Raw genomic sequence first — 19,425 nt, forward strand, 5'->3', positions numbered from 1 at the left:
ATTCCGGATGGAACAAATCTGATTCTTCATTCTGATCAAGGCTGGCAGTATCAGATGTATGATTATCAGAGGCGACTGAAAGAAAAAGGAATCAGGCAAAGCATGTCGCGAAAAGGCAACTGTCTTGATAATTCGGTAATGGAGAATTTCTTTGGATTGCTTAAATCTGAGCTTTTTTATTTACAGGAATTTGAATCTGTTGAACATTTCAAAAAAGAATTAGTTGAATATTTGTCTTGGTACAACGAAAAGAGAATTAAGGTTAAATTAAAAGGACTGACCCCTTTACAATTTAGGAATCAGTCCTTAAAATCAGCCTAGTTAAAGTGTCCAATAATTGGGGTGCACTTCAGTGAAGTGCGTCTTTTTTTTACTTACTCAGTAAAACTTAGCAGTTCTCTGAGAAGTATTTGATTGTTCTTACCTGTCCAAAGGATTGCGAGCAGTGGCGCAGCAATCCGACTGGACTAATCGAAAGAACAATTACGTACTTCAATAAAAAAGACCTCCGGAATTATCCAGAGGTCTTTCATTCATTCAGATTTTAATAACAATTAGCAGTTCTCTGAGAAGTACTTAATTGTTCTAACCATCTGAGATGTGTATGAGTTCTCGTTATCGTACCAAGATACTACTTCTACCTGGTATGTATCGTCGTCGATCTTTGATACCATTGTCTGAGTAGCATCGAAGAGTGAACCATAGCGCATACCGATGATATCGCTAGATACGATTTCGTCTTCGTTGTATCCGAAAGATTCTGTAGCAGCAGCTTTCATAGCAGCGTTGATAGATTCCTTAGTGATGTCCTTACCCTTAACTACAGCGAAAAGAAGTGTTGTAGATCCTGTAGGTGTTGGAACACGCTGAGCAGAACCGATCAATTTTCCGTTCAATTCAGGAATTACAAGACCGATAGCCTTTGCAGCACCTGTTGAGTTTGGAACGATGTTCTGAGCACCAGCACGTGAACGGCGGAGGTCACCCTTGCGCTGTGGACCATCAAGAATCATCTGATCTCCAGTGTAAGCGTGGATTGTTGACATGATACCAGACTGGATTGGGTATGCATCATTAAGAGCCTTAGCCATTGGAGCGAGACAGTTAGTTGTACAAGAAGCTGCAGAAATGATGTTGTCGTTCTTTGTCAAAGTTTTGTGGTTTACATTGTAAACGATTGTTGGGAGGTCGTTTCCAGCAGGAGCAGAAATTACTACCTTGCGAGCACCAGCTGTGATGTGAGCCTGTGCCTTGTCTTTAGATGTGTAGAAACCTGTACACTCGAGTACTACGTCTACTTTGTTAGCTGCCCATGGACAGTTAGCTGCATCTTTTTCAGCATAAATTTTGATTTCTTTTCCGTCTACGATGATTGAGTCATCAGTAGCAGAAACAGTGTGCTTTCCTTCACCAATCTTTCCACAGAATCCACCCTGTGCTGTATCATACTTCAAAAGGTGAGCAAGCATTTTTGGGCTTGTCAAATCGTTGATTGCAACTACTTCATAACCTTTTGCGTCAAACATCTGACGGAAAGCCAAACGACCAATACGGCCGAAACCATTAATAGCAACTCTTACATCTGCCATTTTATATCTCCTAAAAAATTAGATTAAGATTTTATATCATATAAAATAATGAATTTGTGAGAAATAGTCTATATATCGGAATTATAAGTTTCCTTCAGGCTCCATAAATCCGGATATCCCACAAATATATACCAGCTATAAAGTAAATTTCATATAATTTACTTACTCATCAGTTACATCTCCGACAGTTTCGAATACATCCTCAAGATCACTTGGCATAATAAAACTAGACTGGAACTCTATAAGCTGCTTTGCAAGTTCTTCTTTATTATCTTTAAGCTCAATTCCGAACATCTTCATAAGAGTAATCAAAAGAGATTTTACAGAAGGCAGTAACTTTGAGAAACTATCTGAATCAGCTTTTAGTTTTGAATATAATACAGGAGGTTCATTGAGATTCATAACCCCTGCAAAAGTATTCAGAGCATCTTCACCAAGGATATCACAAAGCGAATAAATAACTTCAGGACTATAAAGGTCTATTTTAGTTTCATCCAGTGTATTTGCAGGTAGTTCTGCAGGAATTGATGCTATGTCATTTTTAATAAGATAATCGATAAGTGTATCACCTATTTTGCTATTTACAGGTGTTTTTACTCTATACCGCTCATCATGAAGGTGCAAAGCTGTCATATTATAACAATAGGCCGCAAGTTGAGAACAAAAGAACGGCTTTTTCTTATCATCATATGTAGGAAATAAAGGCTCAATCCATTGAGCCAGAGCATAACCAATAAATTTTAAGAAAATCATAAGTTTTTTGGCTTTTTCATGATTATCTGCAACTCTAGTTCTAAAAAGACAAATCAAGGCTGCCACTGTAGCCTGTGCCATTGCATAGCTGTTATTTTGTTTATCTTCTTCTACAAAATCTGGAAGTTCGTTCAGAACAACCGAACCATCAATACCTTGTGGTAATCTATGCACTTTTACAATATAAGCATCTCCCGGATAAGCTGGGGTTCTCAAACGACAATATGGAAGAGTTGCTTCAGCAACGACACATTTTAATACATCATTTTTATCTTTTTTAAAATCATAAGCTAATCCCACATGAGTAGTTTGTGACTTTTCAGCCCAGATAATAAGTTTATCAATCAAAACTTCAAAATTTTCAAAAAGAAAGTCTTTTATTGACTGGTTTGGTTTTAAAGGTTTAAAATCAGGACCTTTTTTAAAGCTGTACAATAAAATATCACCTTTTTTTAATTCTGATTCCTTCATAAATTTTTTCCTCCTAAATTATACATAATTGTATTTACAAGCCCTTGTTTATAATACAATTCATCAAAATCAATTAACTCTACACTATATTTTTCTTCTGTGTAAAGTTTGAAAATATAATCTTTTGAAAGATTTATAGTTTTTATACAGGAATACTCAATATTACCATGTAATCCAGTTACTATTGAATCAACGGGAATATCAAAAGCTTTGGAATAACTCTCTAATGTGGTCCATTCATCAATATTAATTTCTGATTGTCTGTCCAAAAATTCTACATCACACCCTACTCTTTTTGAGGAAAGTGCACACATTACCATTTCATTTGAATGAGAAAGACTAAAAAACAAATTACTTCGATTTTCAAAAAAAGGTTTTCCATTTAATGTATATCTGATTAATAGATTAGATTCATCTTCATTTTGATTTTTTAATGCATAGGACAATAGCACACCGGCACCAAGAGAAAGATATTTATCTTTATTCTGGAGAAAAAAATCTATCTTTTTTTGCCGATATTCAGGAACTAATTCATAAAAATATTCAAATAATGAAACTTTCTTTAGAGGCTCTGTATTTGCAACATAAAGTTTAGTACTCATAATTTTTTATGTTATAGTTTATTGTATATTTTGAATCTGTTTTCTTAACAATTCCCCGTAAAAGAAGGTTAAATCTTTATCAAGATATAGACCAAAATGATTTTTATCTTCAAAAGGTATTATTTCCAGATTTGGAATATATTTTTTTGCAATTTTAATCTTTCTATTATGTTCTGTAGCAGAAGAATATTTTAATGCATCCAGCAATATGACACGTCCATTATATGGTTTCATAGTTTTTCTGGATGTTATCTTGAAAACCCTGTTATACGCATCAGATACAAAATCAAGATATTCATCTTTAATATCCTGATTACGTATTTCCAAATAGTATTTCTTTACCATTTCTTGAGTAACTACTAAAATTTCCTTATCGGAAAGATTTTGTGTATCATTCAGATAGGTATCTCCCATAATTACAAATGGCTTATTACCATGCCTTTCATCCCATAATTCTGCCAGACTATATGAAATTTCACCACCAAAACTGAATCCGACAAAACCACATACATTTACATCTGGGTCAAGTTTTTCTTCAAGTTTCAAATAATAAAATTCTATAAGTTCATTGAAAAACTCATTTTCTTTTCCAATATAATCTGAAGTAACAGGATTAATTATTATAAGATTAAATAATTTGCTCCATACATCATACAAATGAGCTATTTCATTTATTCCTACAATTCCTTGAGAAACAACAAGCAAAGGCTTTTTATTATCATAATCATTATAAAACCATAAAACATGATCATTATTCATTAAGACTCTACGAATTGTTTTATAATGCATGATATCAGCTATATTCAGCTTCAAATCAATTTCATTTCTAATCTTAAGAATAAGTTTCATCATCATAAGTGATGTAAAACCGAGTCGTATTAAATCATCAGTAACTCCAAATTCAATTCCTGGCAACAGCTCTTTTGCATATTCCAGAACCTTAGCCTCAACTTCATTTTCAGGAGCTTCATTCAAAATTATTGTATTTACTTCAGGCTTTGGCAGTTTTCTTTTATCCACTTTACCATTTGCATTTAGTGGTAATTCTTCCAGTCTCATAAATATAGAAGGAATCATAAAATCTGTAAGTTTCTGTGCCATGAAGTTTGAAAGAGCAATTTCATCTATTTTCTTTTCTGAAGTGTAATACATAACTATCTGATCATTAACTACCTGTACACAAACCTGTTTTATTCCTTCATAACAAAGAGCAACACCTTCGATTTCTCCCAGTTCTATTCTTAAGCCTCTAAGTTTTACCTGAGTATCAATTCGCCCAATAAATTCAATATTTCCATCGTCTGTCCATCGGGCAAGATCTCCTGTACGATACCCCTTTATACACTTTCCTTTTACTTTTATTTCTGTAAATTTTTTTTCATTTAGTTCAGGCTGATTCAAATACCCTCTTCCCAGACCAGCTCCACTTATAAACATCTCTCCCGTCATACCTTCAGGCACAAGTCTTTTTTCTTCATCTATGATGTAAATATCATTATTATAATTTGGCCGACCTATTATCTTTCCATTTGTCTTACCTTTTATTTCATAAGTAGTGACACACAAAGTTGTTTCAGTAGGACCATAGCCATTTATAAATCGGAAATCAGAGTCATTGTTTTCGCTTGGTGGAAGCAGCTCACCTCCTGTAATTATAAGACGTAAACTATGATTCATATTTTTTAATAGACAACCAATTTGTGTTGTAAAAAAATTAACAGTTATTTTATGTTTCTCAAGGAATTCATTTACTCCTAAAATATCTTTTCGTGTTTCTTCTGGAATCACATATACTGCTGCACCAACTTTTATACTCGGATAAATATCCATCATATGAGCATCAAAACCAAAATTTGAATATGCAGCAACACGATCTTTTTCTGTTAAACATACAGTTTCCACATACCAATAACAGAAGTTTATTACATTTTTGTGTTCAAGAGCTGTTCCTTTTGGTTTTCCAGTTGTTCCTGATGTATAAAGGATTATAAAACGATCTTCAGATTTTACTTCCGGTAATTTATTTCTATAATCAGCACCTACATTCAATCCGCTGATCTCTTCCTGTGTAAGAATACTGCCTTTAAAATCTCTCAGTTTCTGTTCTGCATATTTTTTTTCTGTCAGAATCAATCTTACATCAGCATCTTCGCACATGTAGATAATTCTTTCTGCTGGAAATGTTATATCTAATGGCATATAAGCACATCCCGCTTTCATTATCGCATATGGATATATCGCAATATTCTCACTACGCTCAATCATTACTCCTACTGCAGATTCCTTTTCAAGATGATAATCCTGTATAAGTTTTGCTGCCAGAGCATCGGTTAGTTCATCAAGTTCCTTATAAGTCAGTCTGTGATTTTCATACACAACTGCTGTTGCATCTTGAGTTTTTCTGGCGCGTGTACGAAGTAAATCTATCAAGGTTTCGCGCTGATCATATTCAAACTTTTCGCCTTCAGATAATTTAATAAGTTTTTCTTCTTCTTTTTCAGAAATAACTGGTATATTTTTCAGCTGTTCATTTATATTTTTCATATAATTAAGAACAACATCTTTGAATGTTTCTGCAAGTTTTTCTAAAGTCTTTTTATCATTTTTTTCTTCACTTGATTCAAGACAAATTTCATATTCATTGTTGGTTAAACGAATAATTACACATAAATCGTTATGAATTAAGTTTCGTTTTAATTCTTTCCCATAATATTCTATATCTTCAAACTTAAAACTAACCTGAATGCTTTTATTAGCTCTAAAATTGAAACTGATATGTGGGAAATCGCCAATATCATTGAATAAATGACCTGCCGGATAATTGGCATTCTGATATGCAAGATTTGTTTCTTTTTCAATATTTTGAATTAATTCTTTTACAGTTAATTCTCCAGACAAATCTGTCATAACGGGAACAACATTCACGAACATTCCAAATGCACGCATTTTTGCAAGCCCCGCTCGACCATGATATGCTGAACCATAAGCTATCTTGCTCTTTCTGGATAAACTGCCTATAACCAGAGCAAACGCTGCTTGAAATAATAAATCAATACGAATTTCATTTTTATTACAGAAGTCATCCACAAGCTTTTGCTCAATAAAACTTGATATCTGTAACATTTTTCCAGTTTTTGGTTCATTTGAGTCTGAAAGTGTTGCAAACTCTACATTTTTAAATTTATTTACAAAATAATTTCTAGCAAGCAGATATTTTTCTGTTTGTTGCAGCAGATTTTCTTCTTCGGCAATTTCGTAAAGTTTTGTATCTATAATCTGCGGCTTATTTTTACTATAAGCATTCAATTCCTTATTTCCCAAAAGGGCTAACGTAAAACCATCTGCAATAGAATGATGTATATCTATCAGCATATATACATCTTTTTCAGTCTCTACAATATCTATTCGATACAAAGGTTTTCCATTAAATAAATCAAATACTCTGACAAAATCGTTTTTTATATAATTTTGAAATTCTTCTTCTGAACAATTCCAGAGTTTTATATTCTTTGGCATATTCATATCAGGCCACTGAACAATTTCGCCGTTTTCGGTAGTCTCATAACGATTATTCATTATTGAATGACAATTTATTAATGTTTCAAATGATTTTACGAGTTTATTTTTGTCAATCTGTTTACCCAGTTTGGTAATTGTAGGAATATTATATTGTGTTGATTCGGGATATTTTAAGCATTCTAAAATAATGCCCAGCTGGGACTGTAAAAGAGGATATTTTTTCATTTTGACTTTTTTTACCTTTTATTACTTTTAAATTTTTTGTTATTATACAATAAGATTAATTGTAATGCAAAAAAAATTATTTGGTACTGTCGGCGCTGGTAGTTGGTTTGTGACGGTTATCAAAATATCCACCGTCTTCAAGGTAACGACGACGGGTCATAATAAGATTTATAAGCTCCTGGTACATATTAAAATCTACCTGGATAGCCATTGGCAAAAGGAAAAATTCGGTTTCATCACAGTAGCGCTCAATAAACGCTGGGTCTGTAACATAACCAAGAGAAATCATATTGGAAATGCGGTCTGCACACTTAAGGATTTTGGCCTTCTGACTTCCCTCATCAAGAATACGGCATAAAAACTGCTTTTTGTTTTCTTCTTCTTTGCGTGTAACTTCATGAACAAGCTTTAAAACTTCCGGACCATCATCATCTGCATTTGTAATTAAATCTGGAATAAAGCCCGGAATATCTTCTATTGTATCATGAATAATTGAAGCCTTAAGAAGCACTGGATCTATATAGCCATAGTCCAGAAGAATTGCAAAAGTATCCATCTGATGGCGGAACATATTTCCACCTGCATGACGTGCTTTACCGATAAGGGCTGTAGCAAGCTGAATATATGGAGCAAAGTGAATACTGCTGAGTTGAAGCATCTGCTGTTCATTCATATTCTGAGGCTTATCTGTTTTCATTTCGTAATGTGGCTTTGACATATGGACCTCCTTTCTGCTCCTTTCTAGAATACCTTCCGCTATTATCGGCAGAAAGCTTATTTAAACTTCACAAATTCTTCAAAACGATTTCCAAAAATATCAACTGCTTCACCATAGAAATAATTTTTCGGTCGGATAAGTTCAAGATGATAATTCATTTTATCCTCCGATTCTCCAAGTTCCGCAATTGAATAATAGAAATCGCCGGTATAATATTTTATAAATTTCTGTGCTTCATAAGTAGCTACAGGCTTTCCGTCCTCATAGCGCACACATTCTGTAAAGTTGAATTTGATTTTCTTTGAATCGATTTTATAGGTACCGTTCCATACAATAATGTTTGTAGAATCTGCATATGAAACGCGCAGCATTACTGTATGGTCTGGTTTAAGAATAAGGTGATGATAGTAGAGCTGCATATTGTTATCATAATTCTGCATCACCCATTCGCTGTCATAGAAGGGACTGTTTTTAAGCGAAAAGCAAGACGTCAACACAAGAGAAACTGTGAGGACTAATAAAAATGATATCCACTTTTTATTTTTCATAAGTCTCCTTTCGCATGTTTTCAGGTTCTAGGTTTTAGGGTCTAGGGGATTTAAAATCCTAGCACCTGACACCTAGAACCTGTAACCTAAAAAAAACTACTGCAACTCTTTCAAATAGCTCTGAAGTGTTGCAATCTTACGCTGACTTTCTGCAAGACGGGCTTTCTCTTCCTCAACAAGATTAGCCGGAGCGTGCTTTGCAAAGTTTCCGTTGAGCTTGTTCTCGCTCATTCTTGCATAGCCCTGCTCTTTTTCAATTGTTTTCTGGAAGCGGGCGATCAGCTGTTCCTTGTTGATACTTTCATCAACGAGGATGAATGCTTCAAAGCCCTTACCTACAGTACCGATTGAGCTGGCAGGTTTTGCATCAACAAACTCAACCTTAGCAACACCGGCAAGCAGCTGAATCATTTCAACTTTTTCGCGTGCAACTTCGGCAGCACTACCCTTTTCAACCAGAATAGCAATGTTGATTTTTTCTGCAGGATCAATTCCACACTCTACGCGGAGAGCACGAACCTGACCGATAAGATCTTTGAGTGTATCAAAGCGTGCATTGATTTCTGCGTTGTCACGCTCAGCAACGACCTCTGGATATGGAGCGTTGATAAGCATGCCGTTGTAGGTTGATGTAGTAATAATCTTATTTGAAGCATTGCGTGTTGCAACAAGTTCAGCAAGAGGCAGCTTTCCATAAATCTCTTCTGTAACAAATGGAATATATGGATGAAGCAGGCGGATGCTTTCTTCGAGGATATCCATCAAAACTGTTGCCTGACGGTCTTTTTCCTTATCATCACCGTTCTTAAAGTTAATCTTTGTAGCTTCAACGTACCAGTCGCAGAACTCATTCCAGAAGAATTCCATAAGTGCGCTGGCAGCGTCATTGTAGCGGTATGTATCAAGTGCTTCGCGGGCAATCTTAACTGCATTGTTCAGGCGGCTGTAAATCCACTTGTCGAGTTCTGTAAGGTCTGCGTCTGTAACTGGAATAAGATTGCGTCCTTCAAGGTTACCAAGAAGATAGCGCGAAGCATTCCAAACTTTATTACAGAAGCGGCTTCCAAGCTTGAAGCTTTCCTTATCAATAAGAACATCCTGTCCCTGAGCACACATAAATCCGAGTGTAAACTTAAGGGCATCGGCACCGTACATATCAATAATTTCGAGAGGGTCCATTCCATTTCCAAGAGACTTAGACATCTTGCGGCCCTGCTTATCGCGAACAAGTCCGTGAATGTATATATCGTGGAAAGGAGCTTTTCCTGTAAACTCAAGACCGGCCATAATCATACGGCAAACCCAGAAAGGAATAATATCGTATGCTGTAAGTAGTGCCTGTGTAGGATAGAATTTTGCAAGATCTTCAGTTTCCTGAGGCCATCCCAAAGTAGAGAAAGGCCAGAGCCATGAAGAGAACCAGGTATCAAGTACGTCAGGATCCTGTTCAATATTTTTTGAACCACATTTTGGACAGCAAACTGGATCTGTACGGCTACAGATTGTTTCACCACATTCACAGTACCATACAGGAATTCTGTGTCCCCACCAGATCTGACGGCTTACACACCAGTCGCGGATATTTTCCATCCAGTGGCTGTAAGTATTTTCCCACTTCTTAGGATAGAATACCAGTTCACCTTTTCTCCATGATTCAAGAGCTTTCTCAGCCATTGGCTTCATTTTTACGAACCACTGGTCAGAAAGATAAGGTTCTACAACTGTTTTACAGCGGTAACACTTACCAACTGCGTGAACGATTTTTTCTTCACCCTTGAAGAGGCCTGCGGCTGTCAAATCTTCAATTACTAATGCACGAGCCTGTTCTGGTTTGAGTCCACGGTATTTTTCAGGAACATTTTCATTCATTCTTCCGTCTGGAGTAAGAAGATTGATTACTTCCAGATTATGACGGAGACCTACTTCCCAGTCGTTAGGGTCATGAGCCGGAGTAATCTTTACCATACCAGTTCCGAATTCCATATCAACATATTCATCTGCGATAATTGGAATCTCTTTTCCGGTAAGAGGAAGTTTGAGCATTTTTCCAACGAGTGCCTTGTAACGGTCATCGTTAGGATTTACGGCAACGGCTGTATCACCAAAGAAGGTTTCTGGACGAGTTGTTGCAACTTCAATTTTTCCGCTTCCGTCAGCATACTCGTAGTAAAGGTGGTACATTGCACCCGGTGTATCTTCGTGGTCTACTTCATCATCTGCAAGAGCAGTACCACAACGAGGACACCAGTTTACAAGGCGCTTACCTTTGTACATAAGACCGCGTTCATAAAGAGTTACGAATACATCGCGAACTGCGGCAGAAAGGCCTTCGTCGTATGTAAAGCGCTCGCGGTCCCAGTCTGTTGAGTTACCAAGTTTTTTCTGCTGCTTTACAATAATATCATGGTGCTGATGAGTTACTTCCCATGTGCGTTCAACAAGCTTTTCACGGCCAAGGTCAAAACGAGTTTTTCCCTCTTTTTTAAGCTGGCGTTCAACTACGTTCTGAGTTGCAATTCCGGCATGGTCTGTACCTGTAAGCCAGAGAGTATTATCACCCTTCATACGGTGATAGCGAACTACGATATCCTGGAGAGTATTGTTGAGACCGTGCCCCATGTGGAGTACACCAGTTACGTTTGGAGGAGGAATGACGACAGAATAAGTATTGGTTTTCTTGTTGCAGTCTGCGCACTGGCACTTGTACTGCTCGTGTACTGGGGAAGCCTCATCTGAAGCCGGCTTAAAATAGCCTTTGCTGTCCCATTCATTGTAAATTCTGTCTTCAAAAGATTTAGGCTCGTAGGCCTTTTCCAATTCAATTGCTTTCATCTGTCATTCCTTCCTTAAAGCATTTTGTTTTAAAATATTGCTGAAAATTATAATGAATTCACGAGTATTTGTCATTATCTATAAATGACCTGATTTTTATACTTTAATTAGGTTAGAACTTCATTTTTGTAGAAAGCTTTATATTTATTTTCAACACATCAGTTCCTGCATATTGTTCATATCCTTCAAGTAAACCTTTCTCAATTCCTCCAAAAATAAAACTAGTCTCAAGATCAATGCATAACAATTGAGTTGGTTTATATTCTAAACATATAATTTCTTTAAATCGAGTAAAGTATGCCTTCTGAACAGAATTTAAATAAAAGTCACGATTTGTGCCATTATCATCATAATGATAATCAGAATTATAAAAATAAGAATATGGAGAAATGAATGTTCCTAAACCAATTTCAAACTTATTGTTCAGGGGAATAATAGCTCCAATACCAAAGAAAATAAAAAAGCTATTTCTTTTTAAGTCAATTCGAGATATTTTCGAATAATGACGGGCATTAGGACTGTCCCAAGAAACTTCTTCCCCTGTTTTACTGTATGTTTCACTTCCATACCAGCCTTCGCCATCACCAGATTGAAAAGAATCATAATAATAATCAAAAGATAATTCTGGTATTAAAAATAATTTCCATATATTAATTCTATATGATAATGAAAAATTAAAGTCAAAATTTTGTATTGCATAATTATTACTAATAGAATATGTATTTTTTACACCATGGGTGCCCCAATCGGAATCATACATTTTCCCACATTTAATTGGTAAACCATAGGTAAAACCTGTTTTTATTTTAAAATTGTCAAATGAGACATCTGATATTAAACCAATTTTATACAAAGGAAGACATTGCCAATCCAGATAGCTGACAACACCTTTTCCGGAATAAGAATAAACATACTCTCCATTCTTTTCAAAAGAAGCTCCAAATGAACCGCCAAATGAAAAGGAAGTTTCAGAAAAACAAGAAAAAACTAAAATTAAATAAAAAAGGATAACAATAAATGATTTTTTTTTCATGATTCTATACAGAAAAAGGCTGTCCTTATGGACAGCCTTTTTAGAATTAATTTAATGAAAGATTAGTCCTCAAAACCTTCTACAGGGAGATCTTCACCCTTGATTGAAGAGAATCGCCAGAAACCATTGAGTGTTTTTCCACTATAAACATTTACATAGCAACCTATTTTTGTCTGAGTTTTCTTTGTATATCCAGTAACTTTTTTACCTATTGTTACTGTCTTATCAGCTTCCTGATCTTTTTTAAGTTTATAATTATCTAACTTTTCCGAACCATAGTAATTTACAGTATAAGAACCATCATCTTCAGCAATTACTTCTACACCAATTGTTGCAGAACCATCAGTAGATAATGTTCCAAACTTTGAAGAATTTAAAGCATTAAAATCTTGAACAATAATTTCATAAGCAGTTGTTTTAGTACTATCTTTTTCCTTAATTGTACTTCCTGTAGGAGCACCAAAGTTATTATTCTTAAAATCAGATTTCTTTACATTATAATACTGTGAAATATAAGTCTGCAGTTGTTTATTATACCAACGATAACCAATTGTAATAAAGTTTACAGTTTCATCATCATTTTCTGTATAATTAAATACATAACCTAATTGACCATTTCCTTCATTAGAGTTTTTATTTTCATCTGTAAGGGTTAAAGCAGCAAAAGCACCATAGTGTTTTGTAGAGAATAACTGCATTTCACGTACAAAATCCCCAGTTTCGTTTGTATATCCCTCACCATCTTTGTCACCAACATAAGCTTTAGCTGTTGTTCCATTGATTACTTCACCGTCAACAGAATCATCACCACCTACTGTGATACCTTTACAACCAGCAAGTCCAAGTACAAGTGCACCGGCAGCTAATCCCAATAAAACCTTTTTTACCATTTTCATAGTAACTTCTCCTTAGTTTGTTTCCCGCGCGGGGCGGGTAGTTTTTGGTTTGTACGAAAAAAACGGTCGTTAAATTCGTACAATAAATTAAATATATGACGATTATATGTATTTTGCAAGTTTTTTTCCTGCAAAAAAGGTCATATTTTATTTCTTTAATTTGATTACTGTTTCGTAGTCTTTTGTAGTCCAGTCTGGATCGATAACCATATCGAGATCTGCATTGAGAGCAATGCCTTTTTTGAAGGTATATGAACGTTCTGTATCCTTACAATCAAAAGAAATTGATACGCCTGAAGTGTCAGCTTTTACTTTGAAATTCTGAACTGTGCCATCTTTAAAGGTGTATACTTCTTCACCAGTACTAGTTTTTGTGAGTACGATTTTTCCATCTGCAGAGAAAGTCCAGTCTGCATCCCAGTTTTTGTCCTGCCAGGTTCCTTTGATTCCACCAAGGTCAAGAGCAAAAAGGCCGGTTGCCATGACAGCAGCAACTGCTAAAGCCAATAGTTTTTTCATAAAAAAAATCTCCTTTGTGATAGTATAAATTTAATTCTATCACAAAGGAGTGTGGTGTCAAGCGTGAGCTCCCGAAACTTAGGGAGCGACGGCTGAAAGCCGTCAAAATGCTCCCCTGGAGCATTTTGAGCGAGTCTCCGAGCAGCTATGCTGCGAAGGGTTCGGAATGACAGTGTTTATTCATCTAATGTGATTTTGTTTCCGGTATACAGGAAGTAGTAGCGGCCCTTTGCAGCGATGAGTTCGTCGTGAGTACCGCGCTCAATAATATTTCCATGCTCCAGAACAATAATTTCGTCGGCATTGCGGACTGTTGAAAGGCGGTGTGCAATTACAAAAGTTGTACGGCCGCTCATCAAAGAGTCCATACCCTCCTCTATCAGTTTTTCTGTACGTGTATCAATAGAAGAAGTAGCCTCGTCCAAAACAAGTACCGGAGGATCAGCAACCGCAGCACGTGCAATCGCTAAGAGCTGGCGCTGTCCCTGACTAAGGCTTGCACCATCACCTGTGATAACTGTATCGTAACCGTTTTCCAGATGGCGGATAAAGTGGTCGGCATTTGCAAGCTTTGCAGCCTCGTAAATCTGAGCATCTGAAGCTTCAAGGTTTCCGTAACGGATATTATCTTTTATAGTTCCTGTGAACAGGTGTGTTGTCTGCTGAACCATTCCAAGAGACTTACGCAAACTTGCCTTAGAAATCTCATTCAAAGGAATGCCGTCATAAGTAATCTTGCCGTTTCCTTCCGGTACATCATAAAAACGAGACAACAGATTGATTGTAGTTGTCTTACCAGAACCTGTAGAACCAACCAAAGCAATCTTCTGACCAGGCTTTGCGTGAATGCAGATATCATGCAATACAGTTTTCTCAGGTTTGTAACCGAAGGTAACGTGATCAAACACAACTTCACCTTCGAGCTTACGAAGTGAATTATCTGCAGGATTCTTCCATGCCCATTCACCTGTTGAAGCATAAGACTGAACAAGCTTTTCAGCACCATCATTTTCCTTTGCTTCATAAGCGTTTACAAGAGTATATTCGCCTTCATCAATTTCTTCTTCTTCATCGATTACGGCAAAAATACGTTCCGCGCCGGCAAGTGCATTAAGAACTGAGTTTGCCTGCATACTCATCATAGAGATTGGCTGACTGAAAGAACGTGTGTACTGAAGGAAGGCTGCAATAGTTCCAAGATTCATGATTCCAGTAAACCAGTTGAAGTTGATTACTCCACCTTCGCCAAGAATCATAAAGGCAGCGGCAGTAATAGCAACAACCGCGTACTGCATATGACTGAAGTTGTTCATCATAGGTCCCATAAGACCACCGTAAGTCATAGCATCAGTTCCGGCCTTACGAAGATTGTCACTCAAAGTTTCAAACTGCTCGATTGCCTTAGGCTCGTGGTTGAATACTTTGATTACCTTCTGACCTTCAACCATTTCTTCTATAAAACCGTTCATTTCACCAATGCATTTCTGATTTTCGCGGAAAGCTTTTGCAGAGCGTTTTCCAACAGCAGCCATGCTCAGTGTGATAAGGAACATAGTTACAAGCATGATGATTGTAAGCATCGGGCTCAAAGAAATCATCATTACAAATACAGAAGTAACTGTAATAATTGAAGAAAAGAGCTGAGGAATTGTCTGGCTCATCATTTCACGAAGAGCATCAGTATCGTTTGTAAAGCGCGACATGAGCTCACCGTGAGTGTGTGCATCATAATATTTGATAGGAAGTTTCTCGAGCCGGCTGAACAAATCACAGCGCACGTTGTACAAAAGGTTTGTAGAGATGTACAGCATGAGACGTGAGTTACACCATGAAGCAAGAACTCCAACACCAAACAGACAAAGAACTCCAATGAGAAGCTTTGCAAAGCCCGTAAAATCAGGATTCTGACTTCCAATCATCGGAATGATGTAATTGTTCAGTGCAGGCTTAATAAGGTAAGTTCCGATTACAGAAGCACCAGAACTGATGATTACACATAAAAAGACAACTAACCAGAGTGCCTTGAATTTTCCCATATATTGAAGGATGCGGCCGATAGTCTTTTTTGCATCCTTTGGTTTTCCAAAACCTTTATTTCTTACTGGTGGCATTAGTCTTCACCTCCTGCAAGGTCTGCGTCTCCGCTACCCTGCTGCTGCGATTCAAATACTTCGCGGTAAATCTTGTTTGATTTCAAAAGTTCGTCGTGAGTTCCAACACCACTTACAGTTCCTTCATCAAGAACGATAATCTTATCTGCTTCTTTTACAGAAGAAATACGCTGAGCAATGATGATTTTTGTAGTTTCCGGAGCAAGCTCTTTTAGAGCATTGCGGATGCGGCCTTCTGTAGCAGTATCAACGGCAGAAGTACTGTCATCAAGAATAAGAATCTTTGGATTTTTTAGAAGAGCACGTGCGATACAAAGTCTCTGCTTCTGACCACCGGAAACGTTTACACCGCCCTGTCCGAGCATTGTGTCATAACCTTCAGGGAAAGAAGTAATAAAGCTGTCTGCATCGGCTGCCTTACAAGCGGCAATAATCTGATCTTCTGTGGCATTTTCATTACCCCAGCGGAGGTTGTCTCGGATTGTACCACTGAACAAAACGTTCTTCTGAAGCACCATGGCAACACTGTCACGGAGCACTGTAATATCATAATCGCGTACATCAACACCGCTGATTTTTACAGAGCCCTTGAAAACATCATAAAGTCGTGGCAAAAGAGAAACCAGAGAAGTCTTAGAAGAACCGGTACTTCCGATAATTCCGACAACTTCACCGCTCTTAATTTCAAGATTGATATCTTTAAGAATCAGATTGTCTTCGCGCTTACCGTAACTGAAATCAACCTTATCAAAGCTGATTTCGCCGTTCTTTACTTCCATAACAGGATTTTCAGGATTTTTGATATCCGGAACTTCGTCGAGTACTTCAACAATACGCTGATTAGAAGCCTGAACCATTACGAGAGAAACAAAAACCATTCCAAGGAACATGATAGAAGAAAGAACCTGAGTTACATAAGTGAAGAAGCTGATAAGCTCACCACTGAGCATGTGACCGCCAACGACAAGTCTTCCACCAAACCACATTACAGAAATCATGGAAACATACATAACAAGCTGCATTATAGGCATCATAAAGATAATGCACTTTTCTGCATGAACCTGTGCTGTGCGGACATCGTCGGCTGCCTTTCGGAACTTTTTCTCTTCAAACTCACCACGAACATAAGCCTTTACAATTCGAATTCCAATAAGGTTTTCCTGAATTGCACCGTTTAATGCATCAAACTTTGCCATCATCTTCTTAAAACGAGGATGCGCAATATTTGAGATTGTAAGGATTGAGATTACGATAACCGGTACTGCAATCAAAAAGAGAACTGCAAGCTGAGAGTTCATTCTGAAAGCCATGATTGTTCCGGCAACAAGCATAAACGGAGTACGGATACACATATGAATGAGCATTCTGTACACGTTCTGAGCCATGTTTACATCAGTTGTAAGACGAGTTACAAGAGATGCTGTACTGAAACGGTCAATATTTGCAAATGAAAAACTCTGAATCTTGCGGTAAAGTCTCTGGCGCAGTGTACAGGCAAAGCCCTGTGCTGCAACTGTTGAAAAACGGGTTCCCAGCATACCGCAGATAAGTGATATAACAGCGAGTCCGACCATAATGGCGCCGTATTTAACAACAAACGGCAGGTCTTTTCCCGCAATTCCAACATCAATGATTTTGGCCATTATAAAAGGAATAACAACTTCCATCAAAACTTCGCCGATCATTACAACCGGCGAAAGAATTGTATTTACTATATATCGCTTACTCAGGCCTTGAGTAAGTTTTCTAACTGTAGACATGTATTTAAAGTTAACAAAAACGTTTTATGATTTCAAGCGTTTATGTTAAATAAAGAGAAATCTCTTAGAATTTTCTTATTTTGTACAACTAGTCGTCATTGCGAGGAGCGCAGCGACGTGGCAATCTATTAAATGGATTGCTTCGCTTCGCTCGCAATGACGGAAGAGTATTATCGGATTTTTACTTCTTCAAAGCCTAGAGCCAGCATAAACTGAGTGATTATGCGGATGGAATACTCGCGGGCTTCATCCAGAACACCATCTGCTATCATATCTTCCAATGCTTCTGCCTTAGCTTTTTCTATTTCATCAAAGACTTCCTGAGTTGAAATAGGTACGAATATACTCTGCTTTTCATCGAAAACACTCTGGCTCACAATCTCATTGCCGAGCACCTCCGCCTCAGGTACGCTAAGCGTTATAGTTTTTCCGTCGAGCGAAACACTGTATGAAACATCAGTTATATCAGCAATTCCCGCACGAATAATCCCCGTGTACTTAATAATACTGTAGCTCTTTGCAAAGCCCGAAGTTTTTTTCAGGGTAATTATGTCACTGTAACGGTATTTAGCAGTTACCAACTCCTGACAATAAGAAAGCTGACGGTCTACCAGCGCCAGTTTGTTTTCTGTTTTTACGCCGGCAAAACGATTAAATGCAAAATAGCCGGCGCCCAGCACAATAGCAGCCACAACAATAATTGTCACAATTCGTAAAAGGATTCTGGTCCCAAGACCTGCACGTTTTTTTTCTTTTTTATCTTCCATATTAAATATTATACCCTAAAATCCTTTTTTTTGTTGTATTTTTTTATATTAGTCTATATCTTTAAAATAAGATTCCGAAACAAGTTCGGAATGACACGAGGAGGAGGCGCCAAAGATGGCTGACGAAGAAGTAAAGAAAGCTAAACGTGTACGACGTAGCGTAGGCCCTGCCCTGCTTTTCTGGCTGATTATGCTGGGAATTGCGGTAATTGCAGGATTTTCAAGTGTTTATGTAGTTGATGAAACTGAAAATGCAGTAATCACAAGGTTTGGAAAATACACACAGACTGTTGGTTCCGGACTGCATTTTAAACTTCCTTTTGGCATCGACAAAAACTACAATGTCGATATTAAAACTCTCCGCGCCGAGCAGTTTGGTTTTAAGACAATTAAAGCAGGACGCAACAACGAGTACAAAAACAATATTTCTGAAGAATCAGAAATGCTCACAGGCGACCTTAATATAGTAGATGTTGAATGGGTTATTCAGTATAAGGTAACCGATCCTAAGCAGTGGCTGTTCAATGTTTACGAACGCGAACAGACTATCCGTGATATTTCCCGCTCGGTAATCAACACTCTGGTTGGTGACCGTGCAATTTTTGATGTAATCAGTTCTGATCGTTCTACTATTCAGAATCTTGCTCAGGAGCAGATGAACGAAAACTTTAAGGCACTCGGACTTGGAATCAACGTAACAACAGTTCAGTTCCAGAACGTAGTTCCTCCAGTAGAAGTTCAGACTGCTTTTGAAGATGTAAACAAGGCAAGTCAGGATATGAAACGCTTTATCAACGAAGGTAAGGAAGCATACAATGCAGAAATCCCTCGTGCTCAGGGTGAAGCAGACCGTCAGATTCAGGTTGCAGAAGGTTATGCCGCAGAACGTGTTAACATGGCAAAGGGTGATGTTGCCCGTTTCAACGCCGTTTACGAAGAATACAAGCGTGCTCCTAAAGCAACAAAAGAACGTATTTATCTTGAAACTATGGCAGAGATTTTTGGCAGCGAGAAAAAGCCTGAACTTATCGACAGCGAGCTTGAAAATCTTGTTCCTGTAAAAAATCTTAAGGACTAAAGGG

15 protein-coding genes are annotated in these 19,425 nt (G+C 37.3%); 2 read left to right on the top strand and 13 right to left on the bottom strand.

Annotated elements, in window-relative coordinates:
- Positions 1-321, top strand: a 321-nt coding sequence (locus tag BMY21_RS08205; protein WP_177177731.1) for an IS3 family transposase, incomplete at its 5' end; no start/stop codon positions are given.
- A gap of 233 nt (positions 322-554) precedes the next feature.
- On the opposite strand, the gene gap is transcribed toward BMY21_RS08205, so the two are convergent.
- The 13 genes from gap to BMY21_RS08270 all read right to left on the bottom strand — a co-directional run bounded on the left by gap (position 555) and on the right by BMY21_RS08270 (position 18,343).
- Positions 555-1,589, bottom strand: a complete 1,035-nt coding sequence (gene gap / locus BMY21_RS08210; RefSeq protein ID WP_074642738.1) for a type I glyceraldehyde-3-phosphate dehydrogenase — start codon at positions 1,587-1,589, stop codon at positions 555-557.
- Between the two features lie 162 nt (positions 1,590-1,751).
- Positions 1,752-2,813 (bottom strand): hypothetical protein, encoded by a 1,062-nt coding sequence (locus tag BMY21_RS08215; protein ID WP_074642740.1) that lies wholly within the window; start codon positions 2,811-2,813, stop codon positions 1,752-1,754.
- Positions 2,810-3,415 (bottom strand): 4'-phosphopantetheinyl transferase family protein, encoded by a 606-nt coding sequence (locus BMY21_RS08220; protein ID WP_074642742.1) that lies wholly within the window; start codon positions 3,413-3,415, stop codon positions 2,810-2,812. The genes BMY21_RS08215 and BMY21_RS08220 overlap by 4 nt, the downstream gene beginning before the upstream one ends.
- Before the next feature lie 18 nt (positions 3,416-3,433).
- Complete coding sequence (locus BMY21_RS08225; RefSeq protein ID WP_074642744.1) at positions 3,434-7,159, bottom strand: non-ribosomal peptide synthetase; 3,726 nt, start codon at positions 7,157-7,159, stop codon at positions 3,434-3,436.
- A gap of 76 nt (positions 7,160-7,235) precedes the next feature.
- Positions 7,236-7,856: a hypothetical protein gene (locus tag BMY21_RS08230; RefSeq protein WP_177177741.1), complete on the bottom strand. Its 621-nt coding sequence runs from the start codon at positions 7,854-7,856 to the stop codon at positions 7,236-7,238.
- A gap of 77 nt (positions 7,857-7,933) precedes the next feature.
- The gene (locus BMY21_RS08235) at positions 7,934-8,425 is read right to left on the bottom strand and encodes a hypothetical protein (protein ID WP_143064195.1); all 492 of its coding nucleotides are present in this window, start codon (positions 8,423-8,425) and stop codon (positions 7,934-7,936) included.
- 96 nt (positions 8,426-8,521) lie between these two features.
- Positions 8,522-11,257: a valine--tRNA ligase gene (locus BMY21_RS08240; RefSeq protein WP_074642749.1), complete on the bottom strand. Its 2,736-nt coding sequence runs from the start codon at positions 11,255-11,257 to the stop codon at positions 8,522-8,524.
- A 112-nt stretch (positions 11,258-11,369) separates the two neighbouring features.
- The gene (locus BMY21_RS08245; RefSeq protein ID WP_074642751.1) at positions 11,370-12,290 is read right to left on the bottom strand and encodes a hypothetical protein; all 921 of its coding nucleotides are present in this window, start codon (positions 12,288-12,290) and stop codon (positions 11,370-11,372) included.
- Positions 12,291-12,352: 62 nt separating this feature from the next.
- Positions 12,353-13,186, bottom strand: a complete 834-nt coding sequence (locus BMY21_RS08250; protein ID WP_074642754.1) for a hypothetical protein — start codon at positions 13,184-13,186, stop codon at positions 12,353-12,355.
- 147 nt (positions 13,187-13,333) lie between these two features.
- Positions 13,334-13,705, bottom strand: a complete 372-nt coding sequence (locus BMY21_RS08255) for a hypothetical protein (RefSeq protein ID WP_074642756.1) — start codon at positions 13,703-13,705, stop codon at positions 13,334-13,336.
- 176 nt (positions 13,706-13,881) lie between these two features.
- Positions 13,882-15,816: an ABC transporter ATP-binding protein gene (locus BMY21_RS08260; protein ID WP_074642759.1), complete on the bottom strand. Its 1,935-nt coding sequence runs from the start codon at positions 15,814-15,816 to the stop codon at positions 13,882-13,884.
- On the bottom strand, positions 15,816-17,576 hold the full coding sequence (locus BMY21_RS08265) for an ABC transporter ATP-binding protein (protein WP_074642761.1): 1,761 nt from the start codon (positions 17,574-17,576) through the stop codon (positions 15,816-15,818). Before BMY21_RS08265 ends, BMY21_RS08260 begins: the two co-directional genes overlap by 1 nt.
- Before the next feature lie 170 nt (positions 17,577-17,746).
- Positions 17,747-18,343, bottom strand: coding sequence for a DUF4230 domain-containing protein (locus BMY21_RS08270; RefSeq protein ID WP_074642764.1), 597 nt, complete (start codon positions 18,341-18,343; stop codon positions 17,747-17,749).
- A 115-nt stretch (positions 18,344-18,458) separates the two neighbouring features.
- On the opposite strand from BMY21_RS08270, the gene hflK reads away from it, so the two are divergent.
- Complete coding sequence (gene hflK, locus BMY21_RS08275) at positions 18,459-19,421, top strand: FtsH protease activity modulator HflK (RefSeq protein ID WP_083379794.1); 963 nt, start codon at positions 18,459-18,461, stop codon at positions 19,419-19,421.
- The last annotated feature ends 4 nt before the right edge of the window (positions 19,422-19,425 follow it).

Origin of the sequence: Treponema bryantii, assembly GCF_900111035.1 — a bacterium.
GTDB lineage: Bacteria > Spirochaetota > Spirochaetia > Treponematales > Treponemataceae > Treponema_D > Treponema_D bryantii_C.

Excerpts from the sequence above, each read along its gene's own strand:
- BMY21_RS08260 (WP_074642759.1), bottom strand. The coding sequence starts at position 15,816 with ATGCCACCAGTAAGAAATAAAGGTTTTGGAAAACCAAAGGATGCAAAA.
- BMY21_RS08230 (WP_177177741.1), bottom strand. The coding sequence starts at position 7,856 with ATGAAAACAGATAAGCCTCAGAATATGAATGAACAGCAGATGCTTCAA.
- BMY21_RS08270 (WP_074642764.1), bottom strand. The coding sequence starts at position 18,343 with ATGGAAGATAAAAAAGAAAAAAAACGTGCAGGTCTTGGGACCAGAATC.
- hflK (WP_083379794.1), top strand. The coding sequence starts at position 18,459 with ATGGCTGACGAAGAAGTAAAGAAAGCTAAACGTGTACGACGTAGCGTA.
- BMY21_RS08250 (WP_074642754.1), bottom strand. The coding sequence starts at position 13,186 with ATGAAAATGGTAAAAAAGGTTTTATTGGGATTAGCTGCCGGTGCACTT.
- BMY21_RS08235 (WP_143064195.1), bottom strand. The coding sequence starts at position 8,425 with ATGAAAAATAAAAAGTGGATATCATTTTTATTAGTCCTCACAGTTTCT.
- BMY21_RS08225 (WP_074642744.1), bottom strand. The coding sequence starts at position 7,159 with ATGAAAAAATATCCTCTTTTACAGTCCCAGCTGGGCATTATTTTAGAA.
- BMY21_RS08255 (WP_074642756.1), bottom strand. The coding sequence starts at position 13,705 with ATGAAAAAACTATTGGCTTTAGCAGTTGCTGCTGTCATGGCAACCGGC.
- BMY21_RS08265 (WP_074642761.1), bottom strand. The coding sequence starts at position 17,576 with ATGTCTACAGTTAGAAAACTTACTCAAGGCCTGAGTAAGCGATATATA.
- BMY21_RS08245 (WP_074642751.1), bottom strand. The coding sequence starts at position 12,290 with ATGAAAAAAAAATCATTTATTGTTATCCTTTTTTATTTAATTTTAGTT.
- BMY21_RS08240 (WP_074642749.1), bottom strand. The coding sequence starts at position 11,257 with ATGAAAGCAATTGAATTGGAAAAGGCCTACGAGCCTAAATCTTTTGAA.
- BMY21_RS08220 (WP_074642742.1), bottom strand. The coding sequence starts at position 3,415 with ATGAGTACTAAACTTTATGTTGCAAATACAGAGCCTCTAAAGAAAGTT.
- gap (WP_074642738.1), bottom strand. The coding sequence starts at position 1,589 with ATGGCAGATGTAAGAGTTGCTATTAATGGTTTCGGCCGTATTGGTCGT.
- BMY21_RS08215 (WP_074642740.1), bottom strand. The coding sequence starts at position 2,813 with ATGAAGGAATCAGAATTAAAAAAAGGTGATATTTTATTGTACAGCTTT.